Source organism: Diaphorobacter sp. B2A2W2 (assembly GCF_056730635.1).
In genome coordinates this window covers 1-24867 of record NZ_JBWZOR010000003.1, presented here as the reverse complement: position 1 = coordinate 24867, position 24867 = coordinate 1, and the positions used below count along the sequence as shown (strand labels likewise).

At 65.2% G+C, this 24867-nt stretch carries 29 protein-coding genes and 2 pseudogenes; 29 read left to right on the top strand and 2 right to left on the bottom strand.

All coding sequences use genetic code 11. From position 1 onward, the window contains the following. Positions 1-52 precede the first annotated feature (52 nt). Entirely contained in the window at positions 53-622 is a 570-nt protein-coding gene (locus AC1PPL_RS06180) for an aminodeoxychorismate/anthranilate synthase component II (protein ID WP_479972904.1), read from the bottom strand. 540 nt (positions 623-1162) lie between these two features. On the opposite strand from AC1PPL_RS06180, the gene AC1PPL_RS06175 reads away from it, so the two are divergent. The 29 genes and pseudogenes from AC1PPL_RS06175 to AC1PPL_RS06035 all read left to right on the top strand — a co-directional run. Beyond that, positions 1163-1516 carry a hypothetical protein gene (locus AC1PPL_RS06175; RefSeq protein WP_128457255.1) on the top strand — a complete coding sequence of 118 codons (354 nt, stop codon included), beginning with the start codon at positions 1163-1165 and terminating at the stop codon, positions 1514-1516. A gap of 228 nt (positions 1517-1744) precedes the next feature. After that, entirely contained in the window at positions 1745-2491 is a 747-nt protein-coding gene (locus AC1PPL_RS06170) for a hypothetical protein (RefSeq protein WP_003050429.1), read from the top strand. A 119-nt stretch (positions 2492-2610) separates the two neighbouring features. Then, on the top strand, positions 2611-2823 hold the full coding sequence (locus AC1PPL_RS06165; RefSeq protein ID WP_003050427.1) for an AlpA family transcriptional regulator: 213 nt from the start codon (positions 2611-2613) through the stop codon (positions 2821-2823). Positions 2824-2865: 42 nt separating this feature from the next. Continuing rightward, the gene (locus AC1PPL_RS06160; RefSeq protein WP_003050424.1) at positions 2866-3741 is read left to right on the top strand and encodes a ParA family protein; all 876 of its coding nucleotides are present in this window, start codon (positions 2866-2868) and stop codon (positions 3739-3741) included. Next, positions 3725-3994 carry a hypothetical protein gene (locus tag AC1PPL_RS06155; RefSeq protein ID WP_003050422.1) on the top strand — a complete coding sequence of 90 codons (270 nt, stop codon included), beginning with the start codon at positions 3725-3727 and terminating at the stop codon, positions 3992-3994. The genes AC1PPL_RS06160 and AC1PPL_RS06155 overlap by 17 nt, the downstream gene beginning before the upstream one ends. Continuing rightward, positions 3987-5660 (top strand): ParB family protein, encoded by a 1674-nt coding sequence (locus AC1PPL_RS06150; RefSeq protein WP_003050404.1) that lies wholly within the window; start codon positions 3987-3989, stop codon positions 5658-5660. The genes AC1PPL_RS06155 and AC1PPL_RS06150 overlap by 8 nt, the downstream gene beginning before the upstream one ends. Positions 5661-5674: 14 nt before the next feature. Further along, positions 5675-6235 carry a DUF2857 domain-containing protein gene (locus tag AC1PPL_RS06145; protein WP_003050401.1) on the top strand — a complete coding sequence of 187 codons (561 nt, stop codon included), beginning with the start codon at positions 5675-5677 and terminating at the stop codon, positions 6233-6235. Between the two features lie 3 nt (positions 6236-6238). Next, complete coding sequence (locus tag AC1PPL_RS06140) at positions 6239-7471, top strand: STY4528 family pathogenicity island replication protein (RefSeq protein ID WP_003050398.1); 1233 nt, start codon at positions 6239-6241, stop codon at positions 7469-7471. A 419-nt stretch (positions 7472-7890) separates the two neighbouring features. Then, entirely contained in the window at positions 7891-8685 is a 795-nt protein-coding gene (locus tag AC1PPL_RS06135; protein WP_003050396.1) for a PFL_4669 family integrating conjugative element protein, read from the top strand. Further along, positions 8682-9209 carry a DUF3158 family protein gene (locus AC1PPL_RS06130; RefSeq protein WP_003050393.1) on the top strand — a complete coding sequence of 176 codons (528 nt, stop codon included), beginning with the start codon at positions 8682-8684 and terminating at the stop codon, positions 9207-9209. Before AC1PPL_RS06135 ends, AC1PPL_RS06130 begins: the two co-directional genes overlap by 4 nt. Positions 9210-9282: 73 nt before the next feature. Then, on the top strand, positions 9283-9735 hold the full coding sequence (locus AC1PPL_RS06125; protein WP_003050391.1) for a single-stranded DNA-binding protein: 453 nt from the start codon (positions 9283-9285) through the stop codon (positions 9733-9735). A gap of 276 nt (positions 9736-10011) precedes the next feature. After that, the gene (locus AC1PPL_RS06120; protein ID WP_003050384.1) at positions 10012-12045 is read left to right on the top strand and encodes a DNA topoisomerase III; all 2034 of its coding nucleotides are present in this window, start codon (positions 10012-10014) and stop codon (positions 12043-12045) included. A gap of 929 nt (positions 12046-12974) precedes the next feature. After that, positions 12975-13532 carry a hypothetical protein gene (locus AC1PPL_RS06115; RefSeq protein ID WP_003050381.1) on the top strand — a complete coding sequence of 186 codons (558 nt, stop codon included), beginning with the start codon at positions 12975-12977 and terminating at the stop codon, positions 13530-13532. A gap of 333 nt (positions 13533-13865) precedes the next feature. Beyond that, a complete protein-coding gene (locus AC1PPL_RS06110) occupies positions 13866-14087 on the top strand; it encodes a hypothetical protein (RefSeq protein ID WP_003050378.1) in 222 nt (73 codons plus the stop codon). Positions 14088-14108: 21 nt separating this feature from the next. Beyond that, positions 14109-14501 carry a hypothetical protein gene (locus tag AC1PPL_RS06105; RefSeq protein ID WP_003050375.1) on the top strand — a complete coding sequence of 131 codons (393 nt, stop codon included), beginning with the start codon at positions 14109-14111 and terminating at the stop codon, positions 14499-14501. 180 nt (positions 14502-14681) lie between these two features. Beyond that, the gene (locus AC1PPL_RS06100) at positions 14682-15368 is read left to right on the top strand and encodes a hypothetical protein (RefSeq protein WP_003050366.1); all 687 of its coding nucleotides are present in this window, start codon (positions 14682-14684) and stop codon (positions 15366-15368) included. An 83-nt stretch (positions 15369-15451) separates the two neighbouring features. Continuing rightward, the gene (locus AC1PPL_RS06095) at positions 15452-16183 is read left to right on the top strand and encodes a DUF5983 family protein (RefSeq protein WP_003050363.1); all 732 of its coding nucleotides are present in this window, start codon (positions 15452-15454) and stop codon (positions 16181-16183) included. Between the two features lie 96 nt (positions 16184-16279). Then, positions 16280-16558, top strand: a complete 279-nt coding sequence (locus AC1PPL_RS06090) for a hypothetical protein (RefSeq protein WP_003050361.1) — start codon at positions 16280-16282, stop codon at positions 16556-16558. Positions 16559-16846: 288 nt separating this feature from the next. Further along, positions 16847-17671 carry a hypothetical protein gene (locus AC1PPL_RS06085; RefSeq protein WP_003050359.1) on the top strand — a complete coding sequence of 275 codons (825 nt, stop codon included), beginning with the start codon at positions 16847-16849 and terminating at the stop codon, positions 17669-17671. Between the two features lie 124 nt (positions 17672-17795). Next, a complete protein-coding gene (locus AC1PPL_RS06080) occupies positions 17796-18149 on the top strand; it encodes a DUF3085 domain-containing protein (protein ID WP_003050357.1) in 354 nt (117 codons plus the stop codon). A 150-nt stretch (positions 18150-18299) separates the two neighbouring features. Next, the gene (locus AC1PPL_RS06075) at positions 18300-18836 is read left to right on the top strand and encodes an XF1762 family protein (RefSeq protein ID WP_003050355.1); all 537 of its coding nucleotides are present in this window, start codon (positions 18300-18302) and stop codon (positions 18834-18836) included. A 228-nt stretch (positions 18837-19064) separates the two neighbouring features. Beyond that, the gene (locus AC1PPL_RS06070; RefSeq protein WP_003050351.1) at positions 19065-19970 is read left to right on the top strand and encodes a DUF3577 domain-containing protein; all 906 of its coding nucleotides are present in this window, start codon (positions 19065-19067) and stop codon (positions 19968-19970) included. Between the two features lie 144 nt (positions 19971-20114). Next, on the top strand, positions 20115-20942 hold the full coding sequence (locus tag AC1PPL_RS06065; RefSeq protein WP_003050347.1) for a DUF932 domain-containing protein: 828 nt from the start codon (positions 20115-20117) through the stop codon (positions 20940-20942). 94 nt (positions 20943-21036) lie between these two features. Next, positions 21037-21726, top strand: coding sequence for a DUF3275 family protein (locus AC1PPL_RS06060; RefSeq protein ID WP_003050344.1), 690 nt, complete (start codon positions 21037-21039; stop codon positions 21724-21726). A 94-nt stretch (positions 21727-21820) separates the two neighbouring features. Next, the gene (locus tag AC1PPL_RS06055; protein WP_003050341.1) at positions 21821-22159 is read left to right on the top strand and encodes a hypothetical protein; all 339 of its coding nucleotides are present in this window, start codon (positions 21821-21823) and stop codon (positions 22157-22159) included. Positions 22160-22265: 106 nt separating this feature from the next. After that, on the top strand, positions 22266-22673 hold the full coding sequence (locus AC1PPL_RS06050; RefSeq protein ID WP_003050329.1) for a hypothetical protein: 408 nt from the start codon (positions 22266-22268) through the stop codon (positions 22671-22673). Between the two features lie 16 nt (positions 22674-22689). Then, the gene (locus tag AC1PPL_RS06045; RefSeq protein ID WP_003050326.1) at positions 22690-22950 is read left to right on the top strand and encodes a hypothetical protein; all 261 of its coding nucleotides are present in this window, start codon (positions 22690-22692) and stop codon (positions 22948-22950) included. A gap of 76 nt (positions 22951-23026) precedes the next feature. Next, a complete protein-coding gene (locus AC1PPL_RS06040) occupies positions 23027-23677 on the top strand; it encodes a hypothetical protein (protein WP_003050322.1) in 651 nt (216 codons plus the stop codon). Between the two features lie 25 nt (positions 23678-23702). Continuing rightward, positions 23703-24407: pseudogene (locus AC1PPL_RS06035) on the top strand (DUF6094 domain-containing protein); the annotation flags it as partial. A gap of 45 nt (positions 24408-24452) precedes the next feature. Here the strand turns inward: AC1PPL_RS06035 and AC1PPL_RS06030 are convergent. After that, positions 24453-24578, bottom strand: a pseudogene (locus AC1PPL_RS06030) (ATP-dependent endonuclease); the annotation flags it as partial. Positions 24579-24867: the final 289 nt, after the last annotated feature.

The following is a 24867-nucleotide window of genomic DNA, read 5'->3' as shown; positions in this document are numbered from 1 at the left end:
CATTCAAGCATCTTTCGCATTGAAATCGTTTACAGACAAGCGCTGGCAGCTCTTATTTTTGATCCAGAAAGTTCTTGAGCATCGCGTGGCCGTGCTCGGTGAGGATGCTCTCGGGGTGGAACTGCACGCCCTCGATGGCCAGCTCGCGGTGGCGGATTCCCATGATCTCGCCGTCGTCCGTCCAGGCCGTCACCTCCAGCACCTCGGGGCAGCTCGCGCGCTCGATGGACAGCGAGTGGTAGCGGTTCACCGTGAACTGCTTGGGCAGCCCGGCGAACACGCCCGTCTGCGTGGTGGTGATGACGCTGGTCTTGCCATGCATGAGCTGCTGCGCCCGGATGATCTTGCCGCCGAAGGCCGCGCCAATGCTCTGGTGGCCCAGGCACACGCCCAAGATGGGGAGCTTGCCCGCGAAGTGCTGGATCGCCGCCACCGAGATACCCGCCTCGGCCGGCGAGCAGGGCCCGGGCGAGATCACCAGCCGGTCGGGCGCACGCGAGGCAATGCCCTCCAGCGTGATCTCGTCGTTGCGGAACACCTCGACTTCGGCGCCCAGCTCGCCGAAGTACTGCACGATGTTGTAGGTGAAGCTGTCGTAGTTGTCGACCATCAGGAGTCTCATGATTCTAAGTCCTTGATTTCATTAATGTTTTCCATTACACACAACCTCCATTACCCACTTTATTACACACATCGACAGTTGATTGCGATGGACGAAGCGCGAGCATGTGCTGGCTCAAGGTAGCAAGGGCTCCTGAGAGATGTCTTGGCGTGCGCCAGTGCGGTGTACTGACGCAGCGACGGCGCCCGCATGCCAGGGCCAAGTGCTGAGACTGGGCGGACAGACCTACCCCTCGCGGCGACACAGCGCGCGGGGCATCAGTTCTACGACGGGGCTGGGGTGCCAAGGGCATCGGGCAATCTCCTCAAATCTTGGAGCCGCCGTGCCGGGGAGCCTTCTTGAAACCTTGCCTGCCGGTACGGCGGCAAGGTGCGGTCAAGACCGCAACGACATGCCGCTTCCTATTGGAAGCGCCACCACAGAGCGATGTTGGTCGAAGCGGTACGGGTCATGGACAGACCAAAGTGTTGAATTTAAAAGCCAGAACTCGGCCCGAGTACACCCGAACGGAATTCCAAAGTAAGCCTGGGGAATTTTACCATGAGCATGTTAGGCAAAGCCACTTCCTGGAATGCCAGGGCATTCATCACCCCGCCCATCTACCTCGGACCGGACGACAACACTTCCAGTCTCGAAACCAGAGAGCAAGTAGACCAACTGCTACGGACTTGTGAGCATCGAATCTCAGGTTGGCAGTCATCTGGACCTGCGCGGGTGATGCTATATCGCTATATCAGCATCCGGGGCAGATATGACACCGCCGGATTTTCTCTGCCGACCCTAGGTCCCGGAGAACAGAAGCCGTTGATCGCAGCTTCTGAAACCATCGCCGTATCAGACCATACCAAATCGGTTTTGCGGGGAACAGCGCAGCGCATGACGCTGGTACCGTGAGCGCCAATATCGAGCTTTCGTCCTCATCGCTCGATGGGCCGGCAACCGATCGATTCTTGCACAACGAGCAAGACGAGGCCACCTACAGCGGACGCCAAACCAATCACCTCGCCCGTCTACGTTCAGGGCATCTTCCCAGGCACCCGCGGAAGGTCATAACGACACAGCAGCCCTTGGCAGGGCAAGAAAGGAGCCGGTGATGTAGCGCTTCCGAAAGGAGACGAAGACATGCACAAGGACATTCCAACATCGAAGGTGTTCTATCGTCCCATCGAGGCTGCCATACGGTGGGCCGGGTTGCTGCGGTACCTGCCGATGATCCTGGCTGCGATCGCGTCACCGCGCTTCCTGCCTCCATCGTTGAATTGCCCGCGATGGAATGAGTGCCGGCTGTACTCGGAGCGTATCTATGACGGCATCCTCAACGGGGAGCTGCCCTACGGCCAGAACGGCATCACGCTCAATGATCCGAAGCTGCTGCAGTCGCCGGATCTGACCGTTCGCCATGTCGATCTGAAGCGCTGGATGCGCAACCACTATCCCGAGCACCGGCCAGGATTCCTGTTCAGCCGTGGCGAACGCATGGCGCATCCTTTTATCACCTTGGAAACAGGACAGGCGATCCTGATCGAGCGACTGGCCCTTCAGGCGGCCCTGGAGCATGCGCGTCGCCAGATGCAGGAATTGCAGGAGCAGCGCGACACCTTGCTCAAGCAGTCCACCGCGCTGCTGGCTTCCAAGCAATGCGAGATCAGCGAGCGAGCGGAGACGACGTATCTCAACATCATCGGCGGGATGCTGACGCTGATGCTGGGCCAGTCCCCTTCGGGTGTGCCCTATTCCAGCTTCAAAACACAGGAGGCACTCGTCTCGGCATTGGTCGCCCACTTCGGCGGCACCATGGGCATCACGGAGCGAACCTTGAACGGCAAGTTCGCCAACGCCAGGAAGTACGTCCGTAGCGCAAGCGCATGAGGTTTTTCCAGCTTGTATGTGCAACCGCGGAGATTGCATTTGCAATGTCTTTCCGCAGCCAGGTCTATTGAATAAAGGTCACGCCAACAAACGCCACCGAGCGTTCAGGAGTGACCGCCATGTCGCAGCCCCCTGTACTCCCGCCGAACGAGCGCCGCATCCTGCGGCTCGATGAAGTCGAAGCCAAGTCCGGCTTCAAACGCGCCCACATTTACAACCTGATGAAGAAGCGCCAGTTTCCCCAGGCGCTGCGCCTGGGCGTGCGCGCCGTCGGCTGGGATTCGATCGAAATCGACCAGTGGATCGCCGAGCGCCTCAACCACCGGACCTGACCCGTTCTCCCGCGGACTTCCCATTCCCAGCCGGAGAGCGCCATGCAGGTCGTATCCATCATTTCAACGAAGGGCGGCGTCGGCAAGACCACGACGGCCGCCAACCTGGGCGGGCTCGCCGCGGACGCGGGCCTGCGCGTGCTGCTGCTCGATCTCGACGTGCAGCCCACCTTGTCCTCCTACTACGAACTGACCCAGCGCGCGCCGGGCGGCATCTATGAGCTGTTGGCCTTCAACGAGCGCGACCTTGGCCAGCTCGTGTCCCGCACGATCATCGCGGGCCTGGACCTGGTGCTGTCCAACGACCACCGGGGCGAGCTGAACACCTTATTGCTGCATGCGCCGGATGGCCGCCTGCGGCTGCGGCATCTGCTGCCAGCACTTGCTCCCCTCTACGACCTGGTGCTGATCGACACCCAGGGCGCGCGTTCCGTGCTGCTGGAGATGGCGGTGCTCGCCTCCGACCTTGCGCTGTCGCCCGTCACGCCGGAAATCCTCGCGGCCCGGGAGCTTCGACGCGGCACCATGCAGTTGCTCGAAGACATCGCGCCGTACCGGCACCTGGGCATCGAACCGCCGCCGCTGCACCTGCTCATCAACCGCGTCCACCCGGTGTCGGCGAACGCCCGACTGATCCAGCAGGCCCTGCGCGACCTGTTCCAAGACCATGCCGGCATCCGCGTGCTCGCCACCGACGTGCCAGCCATCGAAGCCTATCCGCGCGCCGCGACGCGCGGCCTGCCGGTGCATCGGGTCGAGCACCGCCAGCCGCCCGGCAGGGTCGCGCCGGCCTCGCTCGACACGATGCGCGCGCTCGCAAGCGAGCTGTTCCCGCAATGGCAGGACAGATTTGCCGCAATGTCCGGTCGCCCGCCACGTCCTCTTGATGCCGGGAGGTCCCATGGCGAACGCACATGAACTGGCCCGCGGCCACAAGCGGCTGCGCGCGCTGATCGAGTTCGCGGTCGGTGAAGGCTGGCACGTCAAGCGCACGCCGGGCGGGCACCTCAAGTTCACCAAGGCCGGCTGCGCGGCGATCTACACCAGTTCGACCGCGAGCGACCACCGGGCCGAATTGAACGCCCGTGCGCAGATCCGCCGCGCCGAGCGAGAGGCCCGCATGGCGCCGGCCGGCGGTCGTGGGGACTGCGAGGGGTGCGGCCATGGCTGACATGACCTCGCAGGACATGGCCGGCAAGCTGCTCGCGGCCGGCTTCGAGCGCAGCGGCCCAGCGGCTACGGCCTTGAGCGACCCGATCGCGGACACGCCCATGGTCGTGACGCTGGACCAGCTGCGGCCCTACGACCATGACCCGCGCATGAAGCGCAACCCCGCCTACGAGGAAATCAAGGCGTCCATCCGCGAGCGCGGCCTGGACGCGGCGCCAGCCATCACCCGCCGGCCCGGCGAGGACCACTACATCATCCGCAACGGCGGCAACACGCGGCTGGCGATCCTGCGCGAACTCTGGTCGGAGACCAAGGACGAACGCTTCTTCCGCATATCGTGCCTGTTTCGGCCATGGCCGGAGCGCGGTGAAATCGTCGCGCTGACCGGGCATCTTGCCGAGAACGAACTGCGCGGTGGCCTCACGTTCATCGAGCGCGCGCTCGGCGTCGAGAAAGCACGCGAGTTCTACGAGCAGGAGAGTAGCGCCGCCCTGAGCCAGTCGGAACTGGCCCGCCGCCTGGCGGCCGATGGGTTCCCCGTCCAGCGGTCGCACATCACCCGCATGGCCGACGCGGTGCGCTACCTGCTGCCCGCCATTCCCACTGTGCTCTATGGCGGCCTGGGGCGCCACCAGGTCGAGCGGCTGTCGGTCATGCGGACGGCCTGCAAGCGCACCTGGGAGCACTATGCCAAGGACCGCACGCTGCCGCTGGACTTCGACAGCTTCTTTCAGGAGGTGCTGGCGCAGTTCGACACGCAGGGCGACGAGTTCGCGCCGCAGCGCGTGCAGGACGAGCTGATCGGCCAGATGTCCGAGCTGCTGGGCATCGGCTACGACGTGTTGGCGCTGGACCTGACCGAATCGGAAAGCCGCCACCGGGCGCTGGTCAGTGACCCGACGCCACCTGCGGCGCCGCCGGCGTTGCCTTCGCCCACCGCCGGCACGCCGCCTCCCCCGGGCGTAGCATCGTCCATCGCCAAGCCTGCAGCGGCGGCCAGTCCTCCACCCGCCAGCCCTCCGGCGTCCGAGCCCACCTTGCGCGAGGATACGGCCCGAGAGACGACAACGGAAAGCCCCACGGCCGCACCAGGCGATCTGCTTCTCGAGCACATCGTCTCGCCGGCACCGACGACCGAACGGCTGCAGTCGATCCAGCGCATGGTTGCCGACCAGTTGGGCGATGCGCTGCCGCCCGACTTCTCGGCGAGCGTGCTGCAGTCCATCCCGGTGCAAGCCGGCGGGCTCTATCCGATCTCCGACGTCTGGTACATCGACGCCGGCCTGGACACGCCCGATCGGCTGCGCATCCACATCGCGCAGTTCGCGCGCGAGATCGCCGGGGAGGCAGCCCTGGACGAGTGCATCGAGGATCGCTCCGATGGCATCGGCTTCGTTTGCTGCGCGCCCGCCCATGCACCATCGCCGCTCGGCCGGGCGGTGCTGGCGCTGCTCATCACTCTGACGGGTCAGCCCACTGCTGAAGCGGGCGTGGATGGCGCGCAGCTCGCCGCCGACTTGCCAGCACTGCTGCACGGCCAGGGTCAACACCACGGCGACTGCACAAGGCGCTTGAGCGACACGGCGTTGGTCAAGCTATTTCGGCTGCTCCGCCTGGCCCGGCGTCTGCTGGACCTGGAAGCCGGCACCACGGCGCCCGGGACGTGAGCGAGGGAGGCCGCATGTCCACATCGCATCCGCTCAACCAGGCCGTGATTGCCCAGGCGCTGTATGACCTTCGCAACGGCCAACTGCGCCGCTGCAAGGCCATGGGCTTCGGCGAGGCCGAGCTGGATGCGCTCAAGCACCCCGCGCTGATCAGCGTGCTGGCCAACGCCAGCGTCTCGTGGTGCTCGGTCACGGTCAACCGCGAAGTGCTGCAGCGCCTGCTCAACCAGGCACAGGACGTGGAGAAGGAAATCGCCACGGTCGATCGCATGCTGCGGCTGGGGGCCAGCACGGAGATGGTCAGCCGCTTCTATGGCCTGACCCATCAGGAAGTCGCCCTGCGGCGGGAGATCCTCGGCCTGCCCAAGCGCAAGGGGCGCCACCCCGTCCTGGACGAGACCCAGGACACCGAACTTTGGCGGCAATGGAAAGCCGTGACCAGCAGCAGGAACGTCGATCTGGAGGATGAGACCTCGATTCTCGATGCGGCCATGGACCTGGCCGAGGGCATGTCACTGCCGCTCTCGGTGGTCTGGGCCGCGATCAGGAACTGGGTCGATCAGGGATTGGACTAGGCCATGGCCGTGGACGACACCGCCCCACGAGCCCCGCGTCAAGGCCCCATCGCACTCGCCGACCTGTTCGACGCTGCGCTGAAGGACCTCACGCCCAATCCAAATCCCCGCGCGCCAGCGCCCATGGCAGTGCCCACGCCTGCGGCGTCCGGCGACGCCTTCCTATTCAGTGGCAATCGGCACGAGAGCGTGCCGCGGCGGCTGTTCGTCGACCGCCGCCTGACACCGCTGGAGCGCAACGCCTGGCAGGTGTTCCGGCTGATGCTCAACGACGACGGCGTCACGACGTTCCCGACCTATGAGCAGTTGCGCCCATGGCTGGCGTCCATGCCCTGCGCGGGACAAGCCTCCCACGAGACCGTCGCGCGGGCGCTGACGCTGCTGCGCCTGACGCGCTGGCTGAGCCTCGTGCGACGACGGCGCGACCCCAAGACCGGCCGCATCCTCGGAAACCTCTACGTCCTGCACGACGAACCCCTGACACTGTTCGAGGCCATGCAGCTCGACGCCGACTACCTGGCCCTGGTCAGCCAGTCGCTGGGGCATTCCGCCAAGGCCGTCCAGGTGGTGGGACTCAACACCCTCCAGGAGATCGCGGACGACCCGATGTTGTCCGGACGCACCTTGCCGTCGCGGCTGCAAGTGCTCGCCGAGCGCCTGGCCGACCAGGGCATCACCGCCACCGCAAGTTATCCACAGGAGGATGCGATCCACGATTCCGAAGAAGGGCCCGCCAGCCTTCTTCGGAATGGCGAACGCCCTTCTTCGGAATCCGAAGCAGGGCCGAAACCCGCGCCAGACGGCGCTCTTCGGAATCCGAAGCAGGACCGTACAGTACGTAGTAGTCGTATTGATGAAGTACGTACTACCGCGCAGGCGCGCGCGCTGGGCGACCTGCAATGGCCCAAGCGTTTCGCGGAACTGAAGGCGGAACAGCAAGCCGGCGCCAGGATGGCGTTGCAGCAAGTGGACGCTGCCCTGCGGCAGGCTGTGCTGGACGAGTGGGCCGCACGGTGCGGCAAGCATGGCATCCGCAACCCCGCCGGGTACCTGTTCGGCATCATCCAGCGCGCCATGCGCGGCGAGTTCAATGCGTGGGCCAAGCAGACCAGCCCGGCAGCGCCAACACCATCGGCGGCGCGAGCGCCACCGCCCGAGCCGCCGCGCAACGTCGTGCCGCCCGCGGTGGCCCGGCAGCACATCGAGCGCCTGCGCGATCTGCTGCGCAAATCCTGAGCGCAGGGCCTGGCAAGGCCATGAAGCAGACCTCCTTGGCGGTCGGCAGAAACGGTCCCCAGGGGACGGCTGTGTGGTGAAACGCCGGACGACGGCGCGACATGCTGCGCAAAACCTGAGTAGAGCGCCTGCAAGACCATGAAGCAGACCTCCATGGCGCTCAACGGAACGGTCCACTGGGGACGGCTGCGCGGCGAAGGATCGTGTCGAACGGCAGCGCGACGTGCGGTGCAGTACGCATACCGTCAACGACCGAGGCACGGAGCGCCAACGTGAATGCTCCGGCCTCCAAGGGACCGTTGCGCGCTGCGCCGCCAGCGCGCATAGAACCGGGGGCCGGCTCATTTCGGTTTGTTGACTGACTGCCTTCCGCTGCATGCGGATGCTGGCGGCTCCCTGTCCAACTGCGAGCGCTCACCATGGCAACCAGCAACGAACCATTGCAACTCAACCTCGGCTCCCTGCGCAGCGCGATGTCGCTGACGCTGCACACGCATCACGCTTCCCGCATCTGGCACGGCCGCGCCGCCGCCGAAGGGCGACCCGGCATCGTCGGCCTGAACGGCTACATCGCGGTGATGAATAAGATGAAGCGCGGCTCGGAGCAGGACGACCCCTACAGCGACTGGTGGATGCTGCGCATCGAGGACAAGCTCGACCAGACCAGGACCACGCTGCAGACCTTGCGCAAACAAGTGGACCAGGCACTGGCGGGCGTGCCTGCGGCATTGAGCCTGGGCGAGAACCTCAACGTGCAGCCCGTCAAGCTGCCGCTGTTCGTCAATGCGCAGTTGGGCTTTGCCGCCGTCTATCTCCTGGCCGACTACGACGACATCGCGCGCAAGCTGATCCTCGCCCACCACACCGCGCTGATCGACCGCAGCACTTTGGAGCGCTGGCTCAACGAGGGCGCGCACGCGCTGCGCAGCCTGTTCTCGCTGGCCCAGCAGTACCGCTACTCGGGCTGCACCCGCGACGATTTCGCGGCGAAGAATGCCGCAGCGCGGGTCGCGCTGGAGAAGTTCGGCGAGTTGCCGCAGGACGTCCTCGAAGGCACGCGCCGCTCGACGTTTGCGCCACCCATGGTGCGCCGTGGTCTGCAACAGCGCGGTGAGAATCCTGCCGCAGCCGCTACCAGCGTCGATGGTGATGCGGCCGCTGCTGCCGACCCGTCCGAAGGCGCAGCCACTGCCGGCGAGGACGAATCCGCATGAGCGATCTGAACCAGCCGACCCGCTACTTCCGGGGCCTGCAACAGGGAGCCTTCATGCGCCTGGAACACGCGGCCTCTCTAAAAGGCCTTTTAAAGCCTTTTAAAGGTAAAGGGGACTTGGAGGCCTGGGCCAGCCAGTGCTTCGCCATGCGCGACGAGTTGATCGGCCTGGCGCAGCGACAAGTGCTGCAACAGGCCGGTGGGCATCCCTTCCATCTGCTGCCCGTGGAACTGGCCCAGCAGACCACTGGCGCGGGAACGACGTTCCTGCGCTGGCGCAGGAACGACCGCTCGGCCATGGGCGTGGCCCTGTGGCAGGAGCTGATGGCGAGCACCAGCACGCCGGTCAACCTGCTGGCCGACCTGCACGCGATCGAGCTGCAGCGCATCACGCTGAACATGCAGATCAGCCTGTTGCACACCCTGGGTAGGCAGGCCCAGGAGTGCGCCAGCAAGGCCGCCGAGGCGGAAGACGCCTACCTGCGCCGGCTCGCGTCCATACCCCCCGGAGTGCGCGATCGGTGATCGCGTCGGGCACCCCAGCACGCGCCCGACGCCGACATGGCACGGGTATTTCAACCACCAAGGAGATTGCACCATGAGCACGCATTTTTCGGGCGAAGGCAACATCGGCTCGCCCCCCGAGTACCGGGAGTTCCCCAACGGCAACGACGAACCGCGGCGCTTGTTGCGGCTGAACGTGTATTTCGACAACCCCGTTCCCACCAAGGGCGGTGACTTCGAGGACCGCGGCGGCTTCTGGGCGCCGGTGGAAATCTGGCACCGCGACGCCGCACACTGGAAGGACCTTTACCAGAAGGGCATGCGCGTGCTGGTCGTCGGCCGCATGGAGCGCGAACCCTGGACCGACAACGAGGATCAGCCGCGCGAGACCTGGCAGATCAACGCGCGCAGCGTCGGCATCCTGCCGTTCCGCATCGAGTCCGTCGTTCTGAGCCCCAAATCGCAGGAGACCGCACAGGACGCGCAGCCCAAGCCCCAGGCCGCCCAGGAACCGGCAGCGTCGAAGGAGCCCAAGCGCAGGAAGTGATCCGGCGTGGGGGCGGCCGCAGTACGTTGCCGCCCCCCATGTCCTCGCGAGCTATCCCCAGGGGATAGCTCCATCAGCGTCCACCGGCTTCCGCGCGCTCCCGAACATCGCGGCTCCCGGCTCGCACACCGCCGGCCGCACGCCATCCCGCCCAAGCCGTTCCATCGGCGTGAAAGCGGTCGCTGCCGCATGCAGCTTGTTTGCTGCTGCCCCAACAGGCGCTCGGCATCCTCGATCCCAGCAACTCCATGAACAACGGGAAGCGGATGGACGGACATGCGGCTGTTTCTGTGCGAGAAGCCCTCCCAGGGCAAAGACATCGGCCGGATTCTCGGCGCCACGCAGCGCGGTGAAGGCTGCCTCAACGCCTCCGGTGTCACGGTCACCTGGTGCATCGGCCATCTCGTCGAAGCGGCAGCACCCGAGGTCTATGACGCGGCGCTCAAGCGCTGGTCGCTGGAACAGCTGCCCATCATTCCCCAGCAGTGGCGGGTCGAGGTCAAGCCGAAGACCGCCACGCAATTCAAGGTCGTCAAAGCGCTTCTGGCGAAGGCGACCCAGCTTGTCATCGCCACTGACGCCGACCGCGAAGGCGAACTGATCGCACGCGAGATCATCGACCTGTGCGGCTACCGCGGTCCCATCGAACGCCTGTGGCTGTCGGCGCTCAACGATGCGTCCATCCGCACCGCGCTCGCCAAGCTGCGGCCCTCGGCCGAGACGCTGCCGATGTATTACTCGGCGCTGGCGCGCTCGCGCGCCGACTGGCTCGTGGGCATGAACCTCAGCCGGCTGTTCACCGTGCTCGGGCGGCAGGCCGGCTACGATGGCGTGCTGTCGGTCGGGCGTGTACAGACCCCGACGCTCAAACTCGTGGTGGACCGCGACCGAGAGATCGCGGCCTTCGTGTCCGTGCCGTACTGGGCCATCGACGTGTCGCTGTCCGCAGGCGGTCAGACGTTCACCGCGCAGTGGGTGGCACCCGATGCCAGCACCGACGACGCCGGCCGCTGCCTGCGGCAGCCCGTCGCACAGCAGGCCGCGCAGCAGATCCGCGCCGCGGGCAGTGCCCAGGTGGTGTCGGTCGAGACCGAGCGCGTGCGCGAAGGCCCGCCGCTGCTGTTCGACCTGGGCACCTTGCAGGAAGTCTGTTCCAAGCAGCTTGGGCTGGACGTGCAGGAAACCTTGGAGATCGCCCAGGCCCTGTACGAGACGCACAAGGCCACGACGTACCCGCGCTCGGATTCGGGCTACCTGCCCGAAAGCATGTTCGCCGAAGTGCCCACGGTCCTGGACAGCCTGCTCAAGACCGATCCCACGCTGGCCCAGATCATGGGCCAGCTCGACCGCACCCAGCGCTCGCGCGCCTGGAACGACGGCAAGGTGACGGCGCACCACGGCATCATCCCGACGCTCGAACCCGCGAATCTCTCCGCCATGAGCGAGAAGGAACGGGCGTTGTACCGGCTGATCCGGGCACATTACCTGGCCCAGTTCCTCCCGCACCACGAGTTCGACCGCACCGTGGCGGATCTCTCCTGCGGCCAGCAGAAGCTGGTGGCTACGGGCAAGCAGGTCGTCGCCCGCGGCTGGCGCCTGGTGCTGGCCGAGTCCGAACGTGAAGGCAGCGCCGATGAGGATGGCGACGCCCCCGTGCGCACCCAGGTGCTGCCTGCGCTGCGTGACGGGATGGCATGCCAGGTCGCCGGGGCCGACATCAAGGCCCTCAAGACGATGCCGCCCAAGCCCTATACCCAGGGCGAACTGGTCAAGGCGATGAAGGGCGTTGCGCGTTTCGTGACCGACCCGCGCCTGAAGCAGAAGCTCAAGGACACGACGGGCATCGGCACCGAGGCGACGCGGGCCAACATCATCAGCGGGCTGATCGCCCGCGGCTATATCGTGAAGAAGGGGCGCTCCATCCGCGCATCGGATGCGGCGTTCACGCTGATCGACGCCGTGCCCGCGGCGATTGCCGACCCCGGCACCACCGCCGTCTGGGAACAGGCGCTGGACATGATCGAGGGCGGACAACTCACCCTGGATGTGTTCATCGGCAAGCAGGCCGCCTGGATTTCGCAGTTGATCGCGCAATACGGCAGCACGTCCCTGTCCATCAAGGTTCCCCAAGGACCGGCTTGTCCGCAGTGCGGCGCACCCACGCGCCAGCGAACCGGCAAGAGCGGCCCGTTCTGGTCGTGCAGTCGCTACCCCGACTGCAAAGGCACGCTGCCGGTGGCAACCGGCACGTCCAGGCGTGGTGCCTCGCGTCCACGCCGTACCAGTGGCGGTGGCCGCAAAGGCGCCTGACCGCCCCCGTTCCCCGTGAGCCATGCCCGCCATCGGCGGCGTGGCCCGTGTCCCGCATGCCCTGCGGGACGCCCCAGCGCGCAACGCCTTCTTGCTCCGTGTGCGCGTCCCGTCCGGCCGGCCCCGGCCGCGGGACCTGAAGGTGGCTTCTCCGCGAACCGCACCCCGCGCGTTCTCCTCGTCTGCATTCCTTCCGCCGCTGCGAAGGGTCCCCCGATGGCTTGCCTGTGCGAGCCATCCGGAGACCCTTCGCGGTCAGCGGTATTCGGTGCCGGTGCCCGCCGGCGCAAAAACGGGCTCCCTTTGTGCGCGGATGTGCGCCAGACGATGCCGGCCCCAGCCACGACATGGGCCGGGTGTGATTGCTGGATGAGCAGACGGTTCTAGCGACGACCGGGCCTGCCAATCAGCCCACGGGTGGTTCTTCTTTCCTCCCGAGCCGAAGGCCCCTGGGGCCTTCGGCGCCTTTCTCCTGCCTTTCAACGCCCCGGCCAGGGCGATGGCCCTGCGCCACACGAACGGGAGACCCACATGACCGCCAACATTGCAATCCGCCTCACTACGCACCGCCGATGCACCGAACTGCAAGGCGATCGGCAATTCCATGGCCGTGCTGTGCGTCGCGTGGCTGGGGACGCCGGCTGGTGCAGTACCTGCACAAGACGGGATCGATCGCTTCGGATTGATGCAAGACGCGGCCGGCGGGTCGCGCGATCCTCCCTCCTGCATTGCCGACGCATCGGCAACAGCCAGCAGCCAGGGTGTCCAGACTGCCGTGGGTTCCGCCCACGCCACCCGCCAGTTCGCCCCGGCATCTCTCCGGCGAACGCTGCCCACCGGGCATCGATGCCACCTTCCTCCAACCCACGGGATGTATGCCGCGTCCCGTCAGGGGCGTGTCGTCAACCCGGTCGATATCAGGACTTCCCATGGACACCATCACCCGACAAGACCGCATCACCCTCAAGAACCTCAAGGTCGCGGATTTCGCGAGCGAGGAAACGCTGTGCTTCACCGCCACCGTCATGTTCGACGGCAGGCCCATCGCCGAAGCCCGCAACGACGGACACGGCGGCTCGACGTTCGTGCGCGCGTTGCAAGGCCAGGCCGCGCTGCTGGCCCAGGCCGAGGAATTCGCCAAGAGCCTGCCGCCGGCATCGCTCGACGTCGAACGCGAAGACGACGAGCCGCTTCTCATCGACATGACGCTCGACTTCCTAGTGGACCAATTGGCCGATGCCATGCACGCGGAGCGCAAGCTGCGCACCGCGTTCAACCGCGACATCGGCAACAAGGTGCTGTTCATCAAGGACGGCAGGCTGCTGTTCCTCAAGGGCATCAAGCTCAAGGCCATTGCCGACCGCGCAGCGTATTTCGCAAAGCTGCGCAGCCGACAGGACCAGCCCATCGTCATCCTGGCCGAGCTGCCAGCGGACGAGGCATTCGCCATCTGGAAGCAGCATGTCCTGGGCGACAAGCCCCGCTGATCCAGCCTCACCGCACCGTCATGACCGCCCCGCACTTGCTGCGGGGCTTTTCTTTGTCTCTGCGTACATCAATCGGGGCTGGACCAGATGCCGATTTCCAACTGACGTGGCGCGCCCCCCCCACGAAGCTGCCCGCATGCTCGCTGATTCGTCAGCACATGCCAGCAGCCAGGGTTTCAGGCTGCCGCGGGGTTCTCCCCGCGCAACCCACCAGTCCGCATCGCATCCATTGCGCGGACGCGCGTCGCCAAGACGCTGATGCTTTTTTTCAACCGCGTGCGGGAGCTGCCATCCCGTGAGGGACAGGGCCCCGCTTTTCCAAGGAGCCCATCCATGTCCCAGCAAGCCTCTTTCGGCCGATTCGGTCAATTGGCCTTGACCTACTGCGGCAAGTTCCTGCCGCTCGAAGTCCTGCACAGCGCCGCCGGCCACTACATCGGCACGCGCGATACCGAAGGTCCCGTTTCGCGGGAATCTCGTGAGTACTTCCGCAGCCATGCCGCGGCTCAACGTGCCCTCGAAAGAGGCGGCTGGTCCCAGCTCGCCGTTCCCTGATCCAACTGGAGGAATCACGTCATGAACCAGCTACTGCCGCAGGAAGTCGTCGATCAGATCGTTCGGGAAGAACGGCATTTCAGCGCCGCGCCCCAAGCCTTTTTCGAGGCATGGAAGCGTGGTGTCGAGATCGCCGGCCCGCAATGGTTTGGCGATGGCACCCGTGAAGGTCTGAACCAGGCCAAGAGCAAGTGGGATCTGCGCCCCGACATGCTGCGCCTCAACGACGCCCTCGGCGTCCTGAGCAGCGGGGAACGCATGTTCCTGTCCGCGATGGTCAGCTTCTACAACGCGCGCGAGGGCGGTGCCATGCTCAAGCGCTGCCACTTCAACGGGTTGTCGGACTTCGACGGCCTCGATCTGCCTCGTCGCCAGGTGATCGCCGACCTCCTGCTGAACTACAGCGGTTGGTGAGCCGGTCCCCGGCACACCTTCATCACTGCGTTCACGCGACCCCATGAGGGACATGCGCCTCGCCCGAGGCCATGTCCCTCGCGTTTCTCCCCGCCCAGTGCCATCCGGCATCAGGCGGTTCCCCTGCGGATGCCATCGTCCGCAAGGGCTGGCTCCGTTCATTCATCGAAAGGAGCCTTCATGGCCAACAATTACTACGAAGCCACCGGCGTTCTCGTGCTCGACCGTGTGACGCCCGTCATCCAGGCGCTGTTCGGCGCCTTCGCGCTGGACGAGAGCCATCCCGGCAACGGGCAGGCCTACATCGCCCAGATCGCCGAGACCACCAATCCGCAATGGCCGGACGTGCTCGATGGCCTGGAAGACCTGGCCACGCAACTCGGCATTCCGATGCCGGACGACGAAGGGCTTTCGATCCCGCCGCTGCTCGAACTGCTCGCCGTGCACTTCGGTGCCGATGAGGACGAAGAGCTGGGGAACTTGATCGAGCGTCATTCGTTCGAGGACACCGCCGATCTCGACGCATTGTTTCTGATCGCCACCCGATTCGATGACGGCCACCACCTGACCGCCATCCAGTTCGAGGGATGCTGGTATTGCAGCAAGCCGCGGCTGTTCGAGTTCGGCGGCAACGGCTGCTACCTGAGCCGCGAGGTCCGCGTCATCAGTTCCTCCTCGCAGGCCCTCCAGCTCGGCGACCAACTGCGCAAGGCCATTGTGGCCGCCGACATCGAAGAGGCCTCGGCCCTGATTGCGCTGGAGACCATCAATCTGCTGGCGGGCGTCAGCGACGAGCCATTCCGCATGAATTTGCGCCGACGCGTCGCCGAGCGATTGGCCCAAACGCCAACGATCAGCGTCACCTGACGCTGTTTCCTTTCTTTCCACCCACCGGGGTCAATTCCCGGTGGCGGGGATTGGCTCCATCATTATTCTGTTGGAGAAATCCCATGTCCCAGAATCCCAATCCCTTTCTACGCGGCTACTGGAATCTGAAAATCGTCCGCACGCTGTCCATCAGCCACGAGGACGGAAGCCCGCATGTCTGGCGAAACATCCACCAGAGCCAAGAACACCTCTCCGATGAGGAGCTGGTTTCAGCATCCTGCATCGTCACCAGCGATTTCGCCGTAGTCAGCAATGGCCCAGACTCCGTGAGTGCCGAGGTGCTGGCCGAACGCGATGCCGGTGAAGGCGCCTACGGCGTGGTGGGTGCCGTGGTGTACGCGATCCACGGCGACGACTTCGACGGCCTCCCCGTCCACATTGGCGACACTTATTCGGCCGAGGCCGCACGGGAAGTCGTGCAGCGGTTGAGCTTCGAGACCGGCTACTACAGCCGGTGCTGGGAAATCAGCAGCGCGCACATCAGCCACGAAACCGGCCAGTACCTGGCCAACCTGGCTGACCTCGCGACGCCGGAAGCCTTTTTGTTCATTGCGTTCCGGGTTCCCTACAGCCCGGCGATCGGCGTCAAGCTGATTTCCACGCCCTGGACGGGCCAGCACCTGCAGGACGTCGAGGAGATCTCCGCCGAGCAGCTTCGGCAGGAGCACTGCAGCAAGGGCATGCCGGACGACCTGGCACAGATCCTTGCACTGGCCGGCCAGGCCGATGTGCGCATCCTCATTCTCGATGCCGACGCACCCGTGTTGCCGGGCCTGCCGTTGGCCGGCGAATAACTGCCAGACACATCCCCAGCCTACCTTTTCCTCACCGCATGCCGGCCCGTCTCCCGCCAGGGAGCCGGGCCGGTTCACTTTCATAGGAGCGATCCCATGTTCCCCGATCTCATCTCGCCCGTATCGGACTTCGAGCACCAGCTTGGAGCCTGCTTCAATGCCATGAGCCAGGACGATGCCATCGGCCAGATCCTGGTAGTCGAGCGCATGAGCGGCATGCTGCACATGCGCCATATCGCCAGCGCCGACCTGATGGACACCGACGTGGACGACTACGAAATGGTCATCTTCGACGGTGGCAACACAAGCGGGGACACGTGGAAGCACGTGTTCTTTCCGCGTCAGCGCGAGCACTACTTCGTGTACCAAGCCTGACCCCTCCGGCCCCTTTCGAGGGGCTTTTTCTTGTACGCAGCACAGGAATGCGGGCATGTTGCGGTGCCGTTTCCTGCGGGCAGGCCGACCACCCCGGGGCCATGCTTACCCCATGTCCGTCGGCGCTGCCGACACATGCCCAGGCAGTCGAGACCTTCGAGGCTGCAAGCACGGGAAACCGTGCTGGTCGTTTCTTCCTACGGACCTACCGCGTCCATCCACGCCACCCACAAGGGACCTCTCCCTTGCGGGCGGGGAATCCCTTGTTATTTCTCAAGGAGTTTCCCCATGGACCGTTCCCTCATCAAATCCATGATGCCTTCGCTGGTCGCAGGCCATGTGCCCCGTAACGTGCGATCGTTCAAGTACCGCGTGTTCGATGATCAGCCGCTGTCCTCAACGCTGGGCTTTGCCATCGACCCCCAACCCTTCGACGGCAAGGTGGTCGCTGCGACCGACGATGCCATCGTCGTCAAGCTCAAGCCTTCCGAGTTCGCGGTGCTCGATCCCAGCCTGGTGACCACGGTTCCTGCCGAAGGCGCCAAGGTGCATGTCCAACCCTATGCCCGTCGTCGCTTCGACGGACTGCGCGCGGACACGCCGGAGGTCATCACCGAGAAGACTTCGGACGGCACGCCGTACACCATCACGAGGCACATCCTCGGCTCGGCGCCGGCCAAGCTGCCCATTCCCACGCCGCAGTGCATGGAGTTGGGCCAGCTCATCGAGCAGTTGGAAGAGATGCCGGCCCCCGATCGCTTCCGGCGCATCACCCACATGCTGGTGGATGCCGGTGCCCGCGACTTCACCTGGGTCGATCCCACGCCCTCCAAGATCATCGAGACCCCGCCGGCGATCAGCTTCACGGTCTCGACCGCGAAGTTCGAGGGCCGGGTGACGATCCTCTACGACCGCGGCGGAGACACCTACGTGGTGGAACTGCACCGTCAGAACGGTGAATCGGTCGAACTGGTCGATCGGCACGACGAGGTGTATTTCGACATGCTCGGCGAAGTGCTGGAGCGGCTCATCGACGACGGGCGCTGGCGCCAGATCGACGTGAGCATCCTCGACGCGAAGGCGGCCCGTAAGCGCCAAGCCGTCCCGGCATGACGCCCCTCGGCTGACCCGAGGCACCCGCCACGGCGTTCCAGCCATTCCGGCCGCGTGACCTACAGGCCCTTCATCCCATCGGGTGGAGGGCCTTTCTCTTTTTTTAACACAGGAGATTTCATCCATGTCACTGCGATTCAAAGGCGCCGACCTGCGCCCCGTGCTGACCGAAGCCATCGCCAATCAGTGCCGCATCGTCCTGGTCAAGGACCAGGGCGTGTACTTCCTCGCCGAGCGTGGGGAGCGTCGCCCGGATGGACGCCAGCAACTGCTCGCCTACGCCGTCGGCTGCAACCCGGACACCGACCCGTTCGATGACTGGTGGCACCTCGCCGGCCGCGAGCTGGGTGGCGACGATTTTGCGGAGTATTTCGACCCGAAGGACGGCCTGTTCACGCGCCTCCTGCACTCGGCGGACGATCTCGTGCTGTCCGCCACCGCCACGCACCTGTCCTTGGCCGTGGTGCCTCCCGCCTGAAGCGGCAACCGCCGCGCAGCCCTCGCAGCCCCCGCACCGGGGGCTTTCTTTTGTTCGCACCGCGGCCATCGCCGCGCATGCGCGTTCGTCTCCAGCCGCCAAGGCACGCCCCGCGGGCCACAGCGCCGGCATGCCACCGGAGACGACCGCATGAACACATCATCGACCTCGCCGAGGCTGCACCTGCTGCCGGTGTCGCTGCGCACGGCCAACGTCTTCGTGCTGGCACACCATCACCGTCCGGTCCAGGCTGCGAAGTTCGCCCTGGCCGTCACGCTGGTCGACAGCGACCTGATCCGCGGCGTGGCCATCGTCGGCCGGCCGGTCGCGCGGCACCTGGACGATGGCTGGACGCGGGAAGTCACACGGCTGTGCACCGACAGCACACCCAACGCCTGCAGCAAGCTATACGGCGCGGCCTGGCAGGCGGCAAAGTCGCTGGGCTACATCCGCCTGATCACCTACACCTTACCCGACGAAGGCGGCGCCAGCCCGCGCGCCGCCGGCTGGCGGCTGATTGGCGCGCGCGGCGGCGGCGCCTGGAGCCGTCCCAGCCGCCCCCTCGCCGATACCCCGAGCACCTGCGCCGCCCCAAATGCCTGTGGCAGGCGCCGGGCGGCGCGGACAAAGGGAAGCACCCGGATGCCGATTGATTGCTGCCGCGCGCGCGAGGCCCGGCCATGCTGACCCCATGCCTGCTGACGTTGTCAGCGACATGCCAGGCAACCATCGGTCTTCGAGGTTGCGGCGCAGTTCCCACTGCGTGACCGAGCCAGCTCGCACCGCATCCATCCGCGAGCGGCCACCAGCCTCTGGTGGCGGATGCTTTCGCCTTATCAACCCACCGCGGGGTTACGCACCTTCCCCGCATGCGTGGGCCGGTGTGTCTCCGCTTCATCCCAATGGAGATTCACCATGAACACCACGTCCAACGAGAAATCGTATTTCGACCTCCACACCTCGGGCATCGGCTACGTCCAGCGTGTCCGTGAAGTGCCCGTCCGGGGCGGCCGCCGTGCGCAGCCTTTCCTTGCTTGCACCATCGCCGCGCTGGTCGGCCCCGCCCGGGACCCCAGCTACCGCTACTTCGACGTCAAGGTCTCGGGTGCCGAGGCCAAGAAGCTCGTTCAGCGCTACATCGGCGTTGACGATCCCAAGCAGCGCCCGCTGGTGCGATTTCGCCTCGGTGACCTGTGGGGCGATGCGTACATCCGCGACAAGGGTGAGCAGAAGGGTCAGGCCGCCGCGTCCCTCAAGGCGCGACTGCTCAAGGCCGAACTGATCGACCGGGCCGAACTGGCTTCGATCGAGCAGCACGAGCTGATCACCCGCGGCATCGGCTATCTCAATCGTGTGAAGGACGTCACCCCAAAGGCTGGCGACTCGTTCCTCTCTTGCACCGTCGCAGCACTGGCCGGGCCTGTCGATGAACCGGAGTATCGGTACTTCGACACCATCGTCGCCACCCCGGAAGCCGAGCATCTGGTTCGCCGGTGCGTTCAGGCCATCGAGGGTGACCGCAAGGTGCTGATCGCCTTCCGTCTGAACGACATGAAGATCGATCCGTACATCCGCACCAAGGGCGAGCACGCCGGGGAACCGGCCGCAAGCCTGGAATCGACGCTGGTCCACATCGGTCTGATCAAGATCGACGGCACCCAGGTCTATCCGACGAGCCAGGCGCAACCCGAGGCGCCGCCGGCCGAAGACGCATCCGCGTCCGAAGCCGACGACGCCATCGACACGGCCACCGAGCCCGCCGAGCGCGAGCCCGAGGCGCAAGTCGAGGAGCAGGAGCCGGCATTGGCTGCTTCGTTCTGATACGGCATGGCCCCTCACGGGGCCTTGTCGCTTCTCTTCCCGCATCCGCCGCGTCCCCATGACGCGCGCTTGCGCATTTCATCCCCCGAGTTCCGCGTGGTCTCACCGCCGCGCGGTTACCGCATTTCTCAAAGGAGATCAGCCATGTCTCTGGCATCCCGTTTTGCTCCGCAATCCCCGATCCTGCGCTCCGATCGTCCACTCTCGGACGACCGCATTCGTGCCGTCGTTCCGTCGATCTTCGCCGACGCTCCGCATGGGAGCCGGTCCGATCGGTATGCCTACATACCGACCTCGACCGTGCTGACCAAGCTGCGCCAGGAGGGCTTCGAGCCCTTCATGGTGTGCCAGACACGCGTGCGCAACGAAGACCGGCGCGAGTACACGAAGCACCTCATCCGACTTCGCCATGCGAGCCAGATCAACGGCGACGAGGCGAACGAGATCATCCTGCTCAACAGCCACGACGGCACGAGCAGCTATCAGATGCTCGCCGGCATGTTCCGGTTCGTCTGCCACAACGGCCTGGTTTGCGGTGACACCACCGCCGACATCCGCGTTCCCCACAAGGGCGACGTGGCCAGCCAGGTGATCGAAGGTGCCTACGGAGTCCTCGAAGGCTTCGAGCGCGTGCAGAACGCGCGCGATGCGATGCGCACCATCACCCTCGATGAGGGCGAAGCGGAGGTCTTTGCAAACTCCGCGCTCGCACTCAAGTACGACGATCCAGCCAAGTCCACGCCTGTCACGGAGAGCCAACTGCTGGCACCCCGGCGATGGGACGACCGCAAGAACGACTTGTGGGCCGTCTTCAACCGCGTCCAGGAGAACCTCGTCAAAGGGGGCCTGAACGGACGCACGGCCAACGGCCGCAATCAGCGCACCCGTCCGGTGCAAGGCATCGACCAGAACCTGCGCCTGAACCGGGCGTTGTGGCTGCTGGCCGAAGGCATGCGCCAGCTCAAGGCGTGATGCCACGCGGACCTCGCCCACCTCGGGCGAGGCCATTTCCTCTCATCCACCGGGTGCCGTCGGCGGCCCGTCATTCATCATCAGGAGAACCATCATGGCAACCCCATCGGCTTCCGAGAAATCGGTTGCGCCCATCGTCGTCCCCGGCCAGCTCACGCTGCGTACCATCCGCGGCAAGAACGGCCCGTTCACGGTTGGCCGCCTCGCCACGCACCTCGGTACTTTCGAGGTCAAAGACCCGGAGCTGGAGCAGTACCCCGAAGGCAAGTACGACGGGGAATTCATCATCAGGTACATCTTCCCGAAGTCCTATCCGGTCGGCGGCGGCATGCGGTTCGAGATCCGTGCCAGCCTCGACGGCATGACGCTCAACGGCATCGACAAACTCAGCCGCGACGAAGCCCGCAGCTTCGCCACCCAGGACGTCGATCCGCTCGATGAAGAGCAAGGGGCGCAGCCTGCGACAACGCCGGCCAAGCCGACCAAAGCGTCCAGGCCCGCCAAGCCCGCACCCGTGCAGGCGTCCGCGGACCCGATGGTCGATACCACGCCCTTTGGCGTGGATGCGCCGCCACCTGCTGAGGCTGCTGCCCCCGGCAGCACCCAAGACGGTGACCCCGCGCTCTTCGGCCTGCTGTGGCCGCTGGGCGAGTCCGTGAAACTGGATTCGACCATCGACCGCCGCGCTTTGCGTGCACAGATCGCCCGCCTGGGCGAGCTGGGCTACGCGCTGGACTTCAAGACGCAGGAGTGGAGCCGCCAGGCCGAACTGCAACCTGCGTGATCGTAGACGCCGCATGCGCGGTGTTCTTCATCCACCCGCCGGGGTTCCTTCCCCATGCGGGGGAGGCCCTGGCCATCTTCTGGAGGTCTTCATCATGTCCACCATCGCTTGCGATATCCCCCGCTCCGCGCTGGATGAACCCGCGTGGCGGGCTCTCTGCGAGACGGCAGCCGCACAAGCCACCAAGGGTTGCGGACTGTCTCACGACTACTACGTCGAACGCTTCAGTTCGGCGATCGACGCGCAACTCGGTCGATTGCCGGAAGAACAGCGCGCACAGGCGCTGAAGATCGCACAGGAATGGGACTACGCAACACCGGCCGAACGGCAGGAAACCCAGGACTGGAATGCGGAGCATGGCTATTGCTCGCATGGGATCGAGTTCGGCTGCTGTCCGGCCGGTTGTGATCGCGACGATGACGACTGGGACTAAGGGTAAGGCATAGGTTTTCCTTCGCTGCACCTGCGGCATTCCATCACCCACTGGGGGTTCTTCCCCACGGGGAGGCCTCCAGCTCAACTTTTCGAGGAGGCCTCTCATGGGCTGGTATTTCTCTCCCCAATCGCGGTCTGAACTGATCGCGGAACTGATCGCACCACAGCAGACCGAGCGCGTCAGCGCGAAGGTTATCGCTCACGCATTGCGCGGCAACGTGCTGTGGTCAGTGGTCGAACTGACCGCCAAGGTCGAAGGTGTGCATCGTGATCTCGCGCCGGGCCAGTCCTTGCGCTACATCCGCTGCGATCTGCTGGAACGCAGCGGCAACCAGTGGGGCTACAAGCCGTTGGAAGAGTCCATGCACCCGTACTACTACTCGTGCCCGCTGTCCTATCTGGACCTCGCACCGGAGCAGTCCGCCGACTGGCGTGCAGGCGTTCGCGCCTACCACGCACGGCGGCGCACACCCACGGCTGTCACGGCTCCCGCCGCGACGCTGATGGCCTGAGCCAGGAGGAACCAACATGGACCCGATCCTGGCTGCGCTCTCACCCTCGCTGCTGGCACTCGTTGAAGGAAGTTTGTCCAACGACGAAGTGTCCTCCGACGAGGAGATGCTGGAGTACTTCATCAGCAACGGCCTCACCGAGGAACAGGCACGGCAGGCACTGACCTACCGCGATCAGTACCTCAACAACATCTACCTGGACGGCTTCACGCCGATCACGGCGGTGGACGAGGCGCTTCACTTCAACCCGCACACCCGGCAATTCGAGCCGGACTGAGCGTTTTTCTTCCACCCCCTGGGGCAGTACTTGCCCCAGCGGGCGGTGCTGTTCCCGTTAATCCGAGGACACCACCATGCTCGCAAACACTTCTTCCACCACGCTGTACCGCATCGACGAATGCCCGGACGTGATGGCCGACGCTTGCGTCGGCGATGACCAGGGCAACCTGATCTTCCTGTCCATCTGGGCGCGCGACACCGCCGTCCAGCAGTTCCTGGCTCGCCTGACCCTCGGGCGCGACGAGCAGGGACTGGACCAGTTCCACATCATCACCGACCAGGGCGGCAGCGTCCCGGTGTTCATCGGCAACGTCGATCGCCTGGAAAAGCGCGTCACGCGCGCCTATCGGCGAACGCTGTTCGGTTCGCTGTCCAACGTGTGGCTGTTCGACCGCCGCTGCGTCAAGCCCGACAAGGCCAACGCCAGCGCACTGGCACTGCTGCCGCGCGACAGCGCCCACCGGCTCGACCGCCTGTGGATGCTGGTGCGGGACACCTGCCCATTGCCGCTGCTCGACCACTGGCGCGAGACCGTGCTGGAACTGCTGCAAAGCCGCGAGATGCTGGCCCGCCTTCCGTTCGCCCTCGGGCCGCTGGAAGGCCATCGGCTAGCCATCGACGTGCCGGCGCTGACCTTGGCGCTGGGTTCGCTGATCCGCAGTGATGTGCTCACCGCCTATCCATACCCGGCCAAGATCTGGACGCCGGAAGTGGTAGCGGCCTGACCCACCCACGGAGGCACGCCTTGGCGTGCTTCCGTGTTTCCTCCCCGCCAACCAGGAGACTTCCATGGCCCTCATGTTCCCGCGGCTCGCCCGCAATTTCGCTAAGAACGGTTACTACCCGACTGACGAACCCACGCTCGAAAGAGCCCTCAACGCACTGATGCCCAGCGACGGGCCCATGTGCATCCTCGATCCCTGCGCCGGCGAAGGCGTGGCGATCGCCGAAGCCGCCCATGCCCTCGGGCGCGAGCAGGCCAAGGCGTTCGCGGTCGAGTTCGACGCGGAGCGGGCACGCCATGCCCGCGGCCTGGTCGATCACTGCCTGCACGCGGACCTGATGGACACGATGGTCTCCAAGCAGTCGTTCGGGCTGCTCTGGCTCAACCCGCCGTATGGCGACTTGTCCAAGGACGTCAACGGCAACATCGGCTATCAGGGCCAGGGCCGTGCCCGCCTCGAAAAGCTGTTCTATCAGCGTTCGCTGTCGCTGTTGCAGTACGGCGGCGTGCTGGTCTTCATCGTCCCCGCCTACGTGCTCGATGCGGAGCTGGTCGGCTGGCTGACACGCCACTACACGGACCTGCGCATCTACCGAGCGGTGGAGACGCAGTTCAAGCAGGTGGTGATCTTCGGCCGAAGGGTGCGACAGCGTGAACAGGCTCCCGATGGCGTCAAGGCCGTGCGCAATCTGCTGCTGCAGGTTACCATTGGTTGGATCCCGGTCCGTCAGGATCACATGGGGAATGTTGAGTCCTTCAGGGCCCAGTAGCTTCACATACGGGGTGAAGTTAGTCCCCCCCACCGAGCACACAGTGATTCCAAGCATATCGAGGGGAATATCGAGTACCTCGGCAAACGCGGGAACGATGAAGCGCTCGGCGTCGCCTTCGACCAGAATCACCCCCCGAGAAAAGAAAATCTCGCCGCGAGTGACGTCAATGTAACGTTGAAGATCCTCTTCATCCCGCTGCGTGAAAGGTGCGTTTGCTGTCGAGACCGCGACAGTCTTGCCTTCCGCTGTGTCATGGCGCAGCAGAACAATAGATCTGATCGGCGCAACGCTTGCGATATGTGGCGAGTGGGTTGTGAGGATTGTCGTAAGCGGTGGCTGTTCCTCACCATCTTCCGCCCCCGTGCCAAGGAAGTAACGATAGATTAGACGCTGCACGTGCGGGTGCAGGTGCGCTTCG

Excerpts from the sequence above, each read along its gene's own strand:
- AC1PPL_RS06115 (WP_003050381.1), top strand. The coding sequence starts at position 12,975 with ATGGACACCATCACCCGACAAGACCGCATCACCCTCAAGAACCTCAAG.
- AC1PPL_RS06140 (WP_003050398.1), top strand. The coding sequence starts at position 6,239 with ATGGCCGTGGACGACACCGCCCCACGAGCCCCGCGTCAAGGCCCCATC.
- AC1PPL_RS06105 (WP_003050375.1), top strand. The coding sequence starts at position 14,109 with ATGAACCAGCTACTGCCGCAGGAAGTCGTCGATCAGATCGTTCGGGAA.
- AC1PPL_RS06055 (WP_003050341.1), top strand. The coding sequence starts at position 21,821 with ATGTCCACCATCGCTTGCGATATCCCCCGCTCCGCGCTGGATGAACCC.
- AC1PPL_RS06090 (WP_003050361.1), top strand. The coding sequence starts at position 16,280 with ATGTTCCCCGATCTCATCTCGCCCGTATCGGACTTCGAGCACCAGCTT.
- AC1PPL_RS06065 (WP_003050347.1), top strand. The coding sequence starts at position 20,115 with ATGTCTCTGGCATCCCGTTTTGCTCCGCAATCCCCGATCCTGCGCTCC.
- AC1PPL_RS06125 (WP_003050391.1), top strand. The coding sequence starts at position 9,283 with ATGAGCACGCATTTTTCGGGCGAAGGCAACATCGGCTCGCCCCCCGAG.
- AC1PPL_RS06060 (WP_003050344.1), top strand. The coding sequence starts at position 21,037 with ATGGCAACCCCATCGGCTTCCGAGAAATCGGTTGCGCCCATCGTCGTC.
- AC1PPL_RS06070 (WP_003050351.1), top strand. The coding sequence starts at position 19,065 with ATGAACACCACGTCCAACGAGAAATCGTATTTCGACCTCCACACCTCG.
- AC1PPL_RS06175 (WP_128457255.1), top strand. The coding sequence starts at position 1,163 with ATGAGCATGTTAGGCAAAGCCACTTCCTGGAATGCCAGGGCATTCATC.
- AC1PPL_RS06085 (WP_003050359.1), top strand. The coding sequence starts at position 16,847 with ATGGACCGTTCCCTCATCAAATCCATGATGCCTTCGCTGGTCGCAGGC.
- AC1PPL_RS06170 (WP_003050429.1), top strand. The coding sequence starts at position 1,745 with ATGCACAAGGACATTCCAACATCGAAGGTGTTCTATCGTCCCATCGAG.
- AC1PPL_RS06145 (WP_003050401.1), top strand. The coding sequence starts at position 5,675 with ATGTCCACATCGCATCCGCTCAACCAGGCCGTGATTGCCCAGGCGCTG.
- AC1PPL_RS06040 (WP_003050322.1), top strand. The coding sequence starts at position 23,027 with ATGCTCGCAAACACTTCTTCCACCACGCTGTACCGCATCGACGAATGC.
- AC1PPL_RS06110 (WP_003050378.1), top strand. The coding sequence starts at position 13,866 with ATGTCCCAGCAAGCCTCTTTCGGCCGATTCGGTCAATTGGCCTTGACC.
- AC1PPL_RS06050 (WP_003050329.1), top strand. The coding sequence starts at position 22,266 with ATGGGCTGGTATTTCTCTCCCCAATCGCGGTCTGAACTGATCGCGGAA.
- AC1PPL_RS06120 (WP_003050384.1), top strand. The coding sequence starts at position 10,012 with ATGCGGCTGTTTCTGTGCGAGAAGCCCTCCCAGGGCAAAGACATCGGC.
- AC1PPL_RS06160 (WP_003050424.1), top strand. The coding sequence starts at position 2,866 with ATGCAGGTCGTATCCATCATTTCAACGAAGGGCGGCGTCGGCAAGACC.
- AC1PPL_RS06135 (WP_003050396.1), top strand. The coding sequence starts at position 7,891 with ATGGCAACCAGCAACGAACCATTGCAACTCAACCTCGGCTCCCTGCGC.
- AC1PPL_RS06165 (WP_003050427.1), top strand. The coding sequence starts at position 2,611 with ATGTCGCAGCCCCCTGTACTCCCGCCGAACGAGCGCCGCATCCTGCGG.
- AC1PPL_RS06095 (WP_003050363.1), top strand. The coding sequence starts at position 15,452 with ATGTCCCAGAATCCCAATCCCTTTCTACGCGGCTACTGGAATCTGAAA.
- AC1PPL_RS06130 (WP_003050393.1), top strand. The coding sequence starts at position 8,682 with ATGAGCGATCTGAACCAGCCGACCCGCTACTTCCGGGGCCTGCAACAG.
- AC1PPL_RS06180 (WP_479972904.1), bottom strand. The coding sequence starts at position 622 with ATGAGACTCCTGATGGTCGACAACTACGACAGCTTCACCTACAACATC.
- AC1PPL_RS06045 (WP_003050326.1), top strand. The coding sequence starts at position 22,690 with ATGGACCCGATCCTGGCTGCGCTCTCACCCTCGCTGCTGGCACTCGTT.
- AC1PPL_RS06075 (WP_003050355.1), top strand. The coding sequence starts at position 18,300 with ATGAACACATCATCGACCTCGCCGAGGCTGCACCTGCTGCCGGTGTCG.
- AC1PPL_RS06150 (WP_003050404.1), top strand. The coding sequence starts at position 3,987 with ATGGCTGACATGACCTCGCAGGACATGGCCGGCAAGCTGCTCGCGGCC.
- AC1PPL_RS06100 (WP_003050366.1), top strand. The coding sequence starts at position 14,682 with ATGGCCAACAATTACTACGAAGCCACCGGCGTTCTCGTGCTCGACCGT.
- AC1PPL_RS06080 (WP_003050357.1), top strand. The coding sequence starts at position 17,796 with ATGTCACTGCGATTCAAAGGCGCCGACCTGCGCCCCGTGCTGACCGAA.
- AC1PPL_RS06155 (WP_003050422.1), top strand. The coding sequence starts at position 3,725 with ATGGCGAACGCACATGAACTGGCCCGCGGCCACAAGCGGCTGCGCGCG.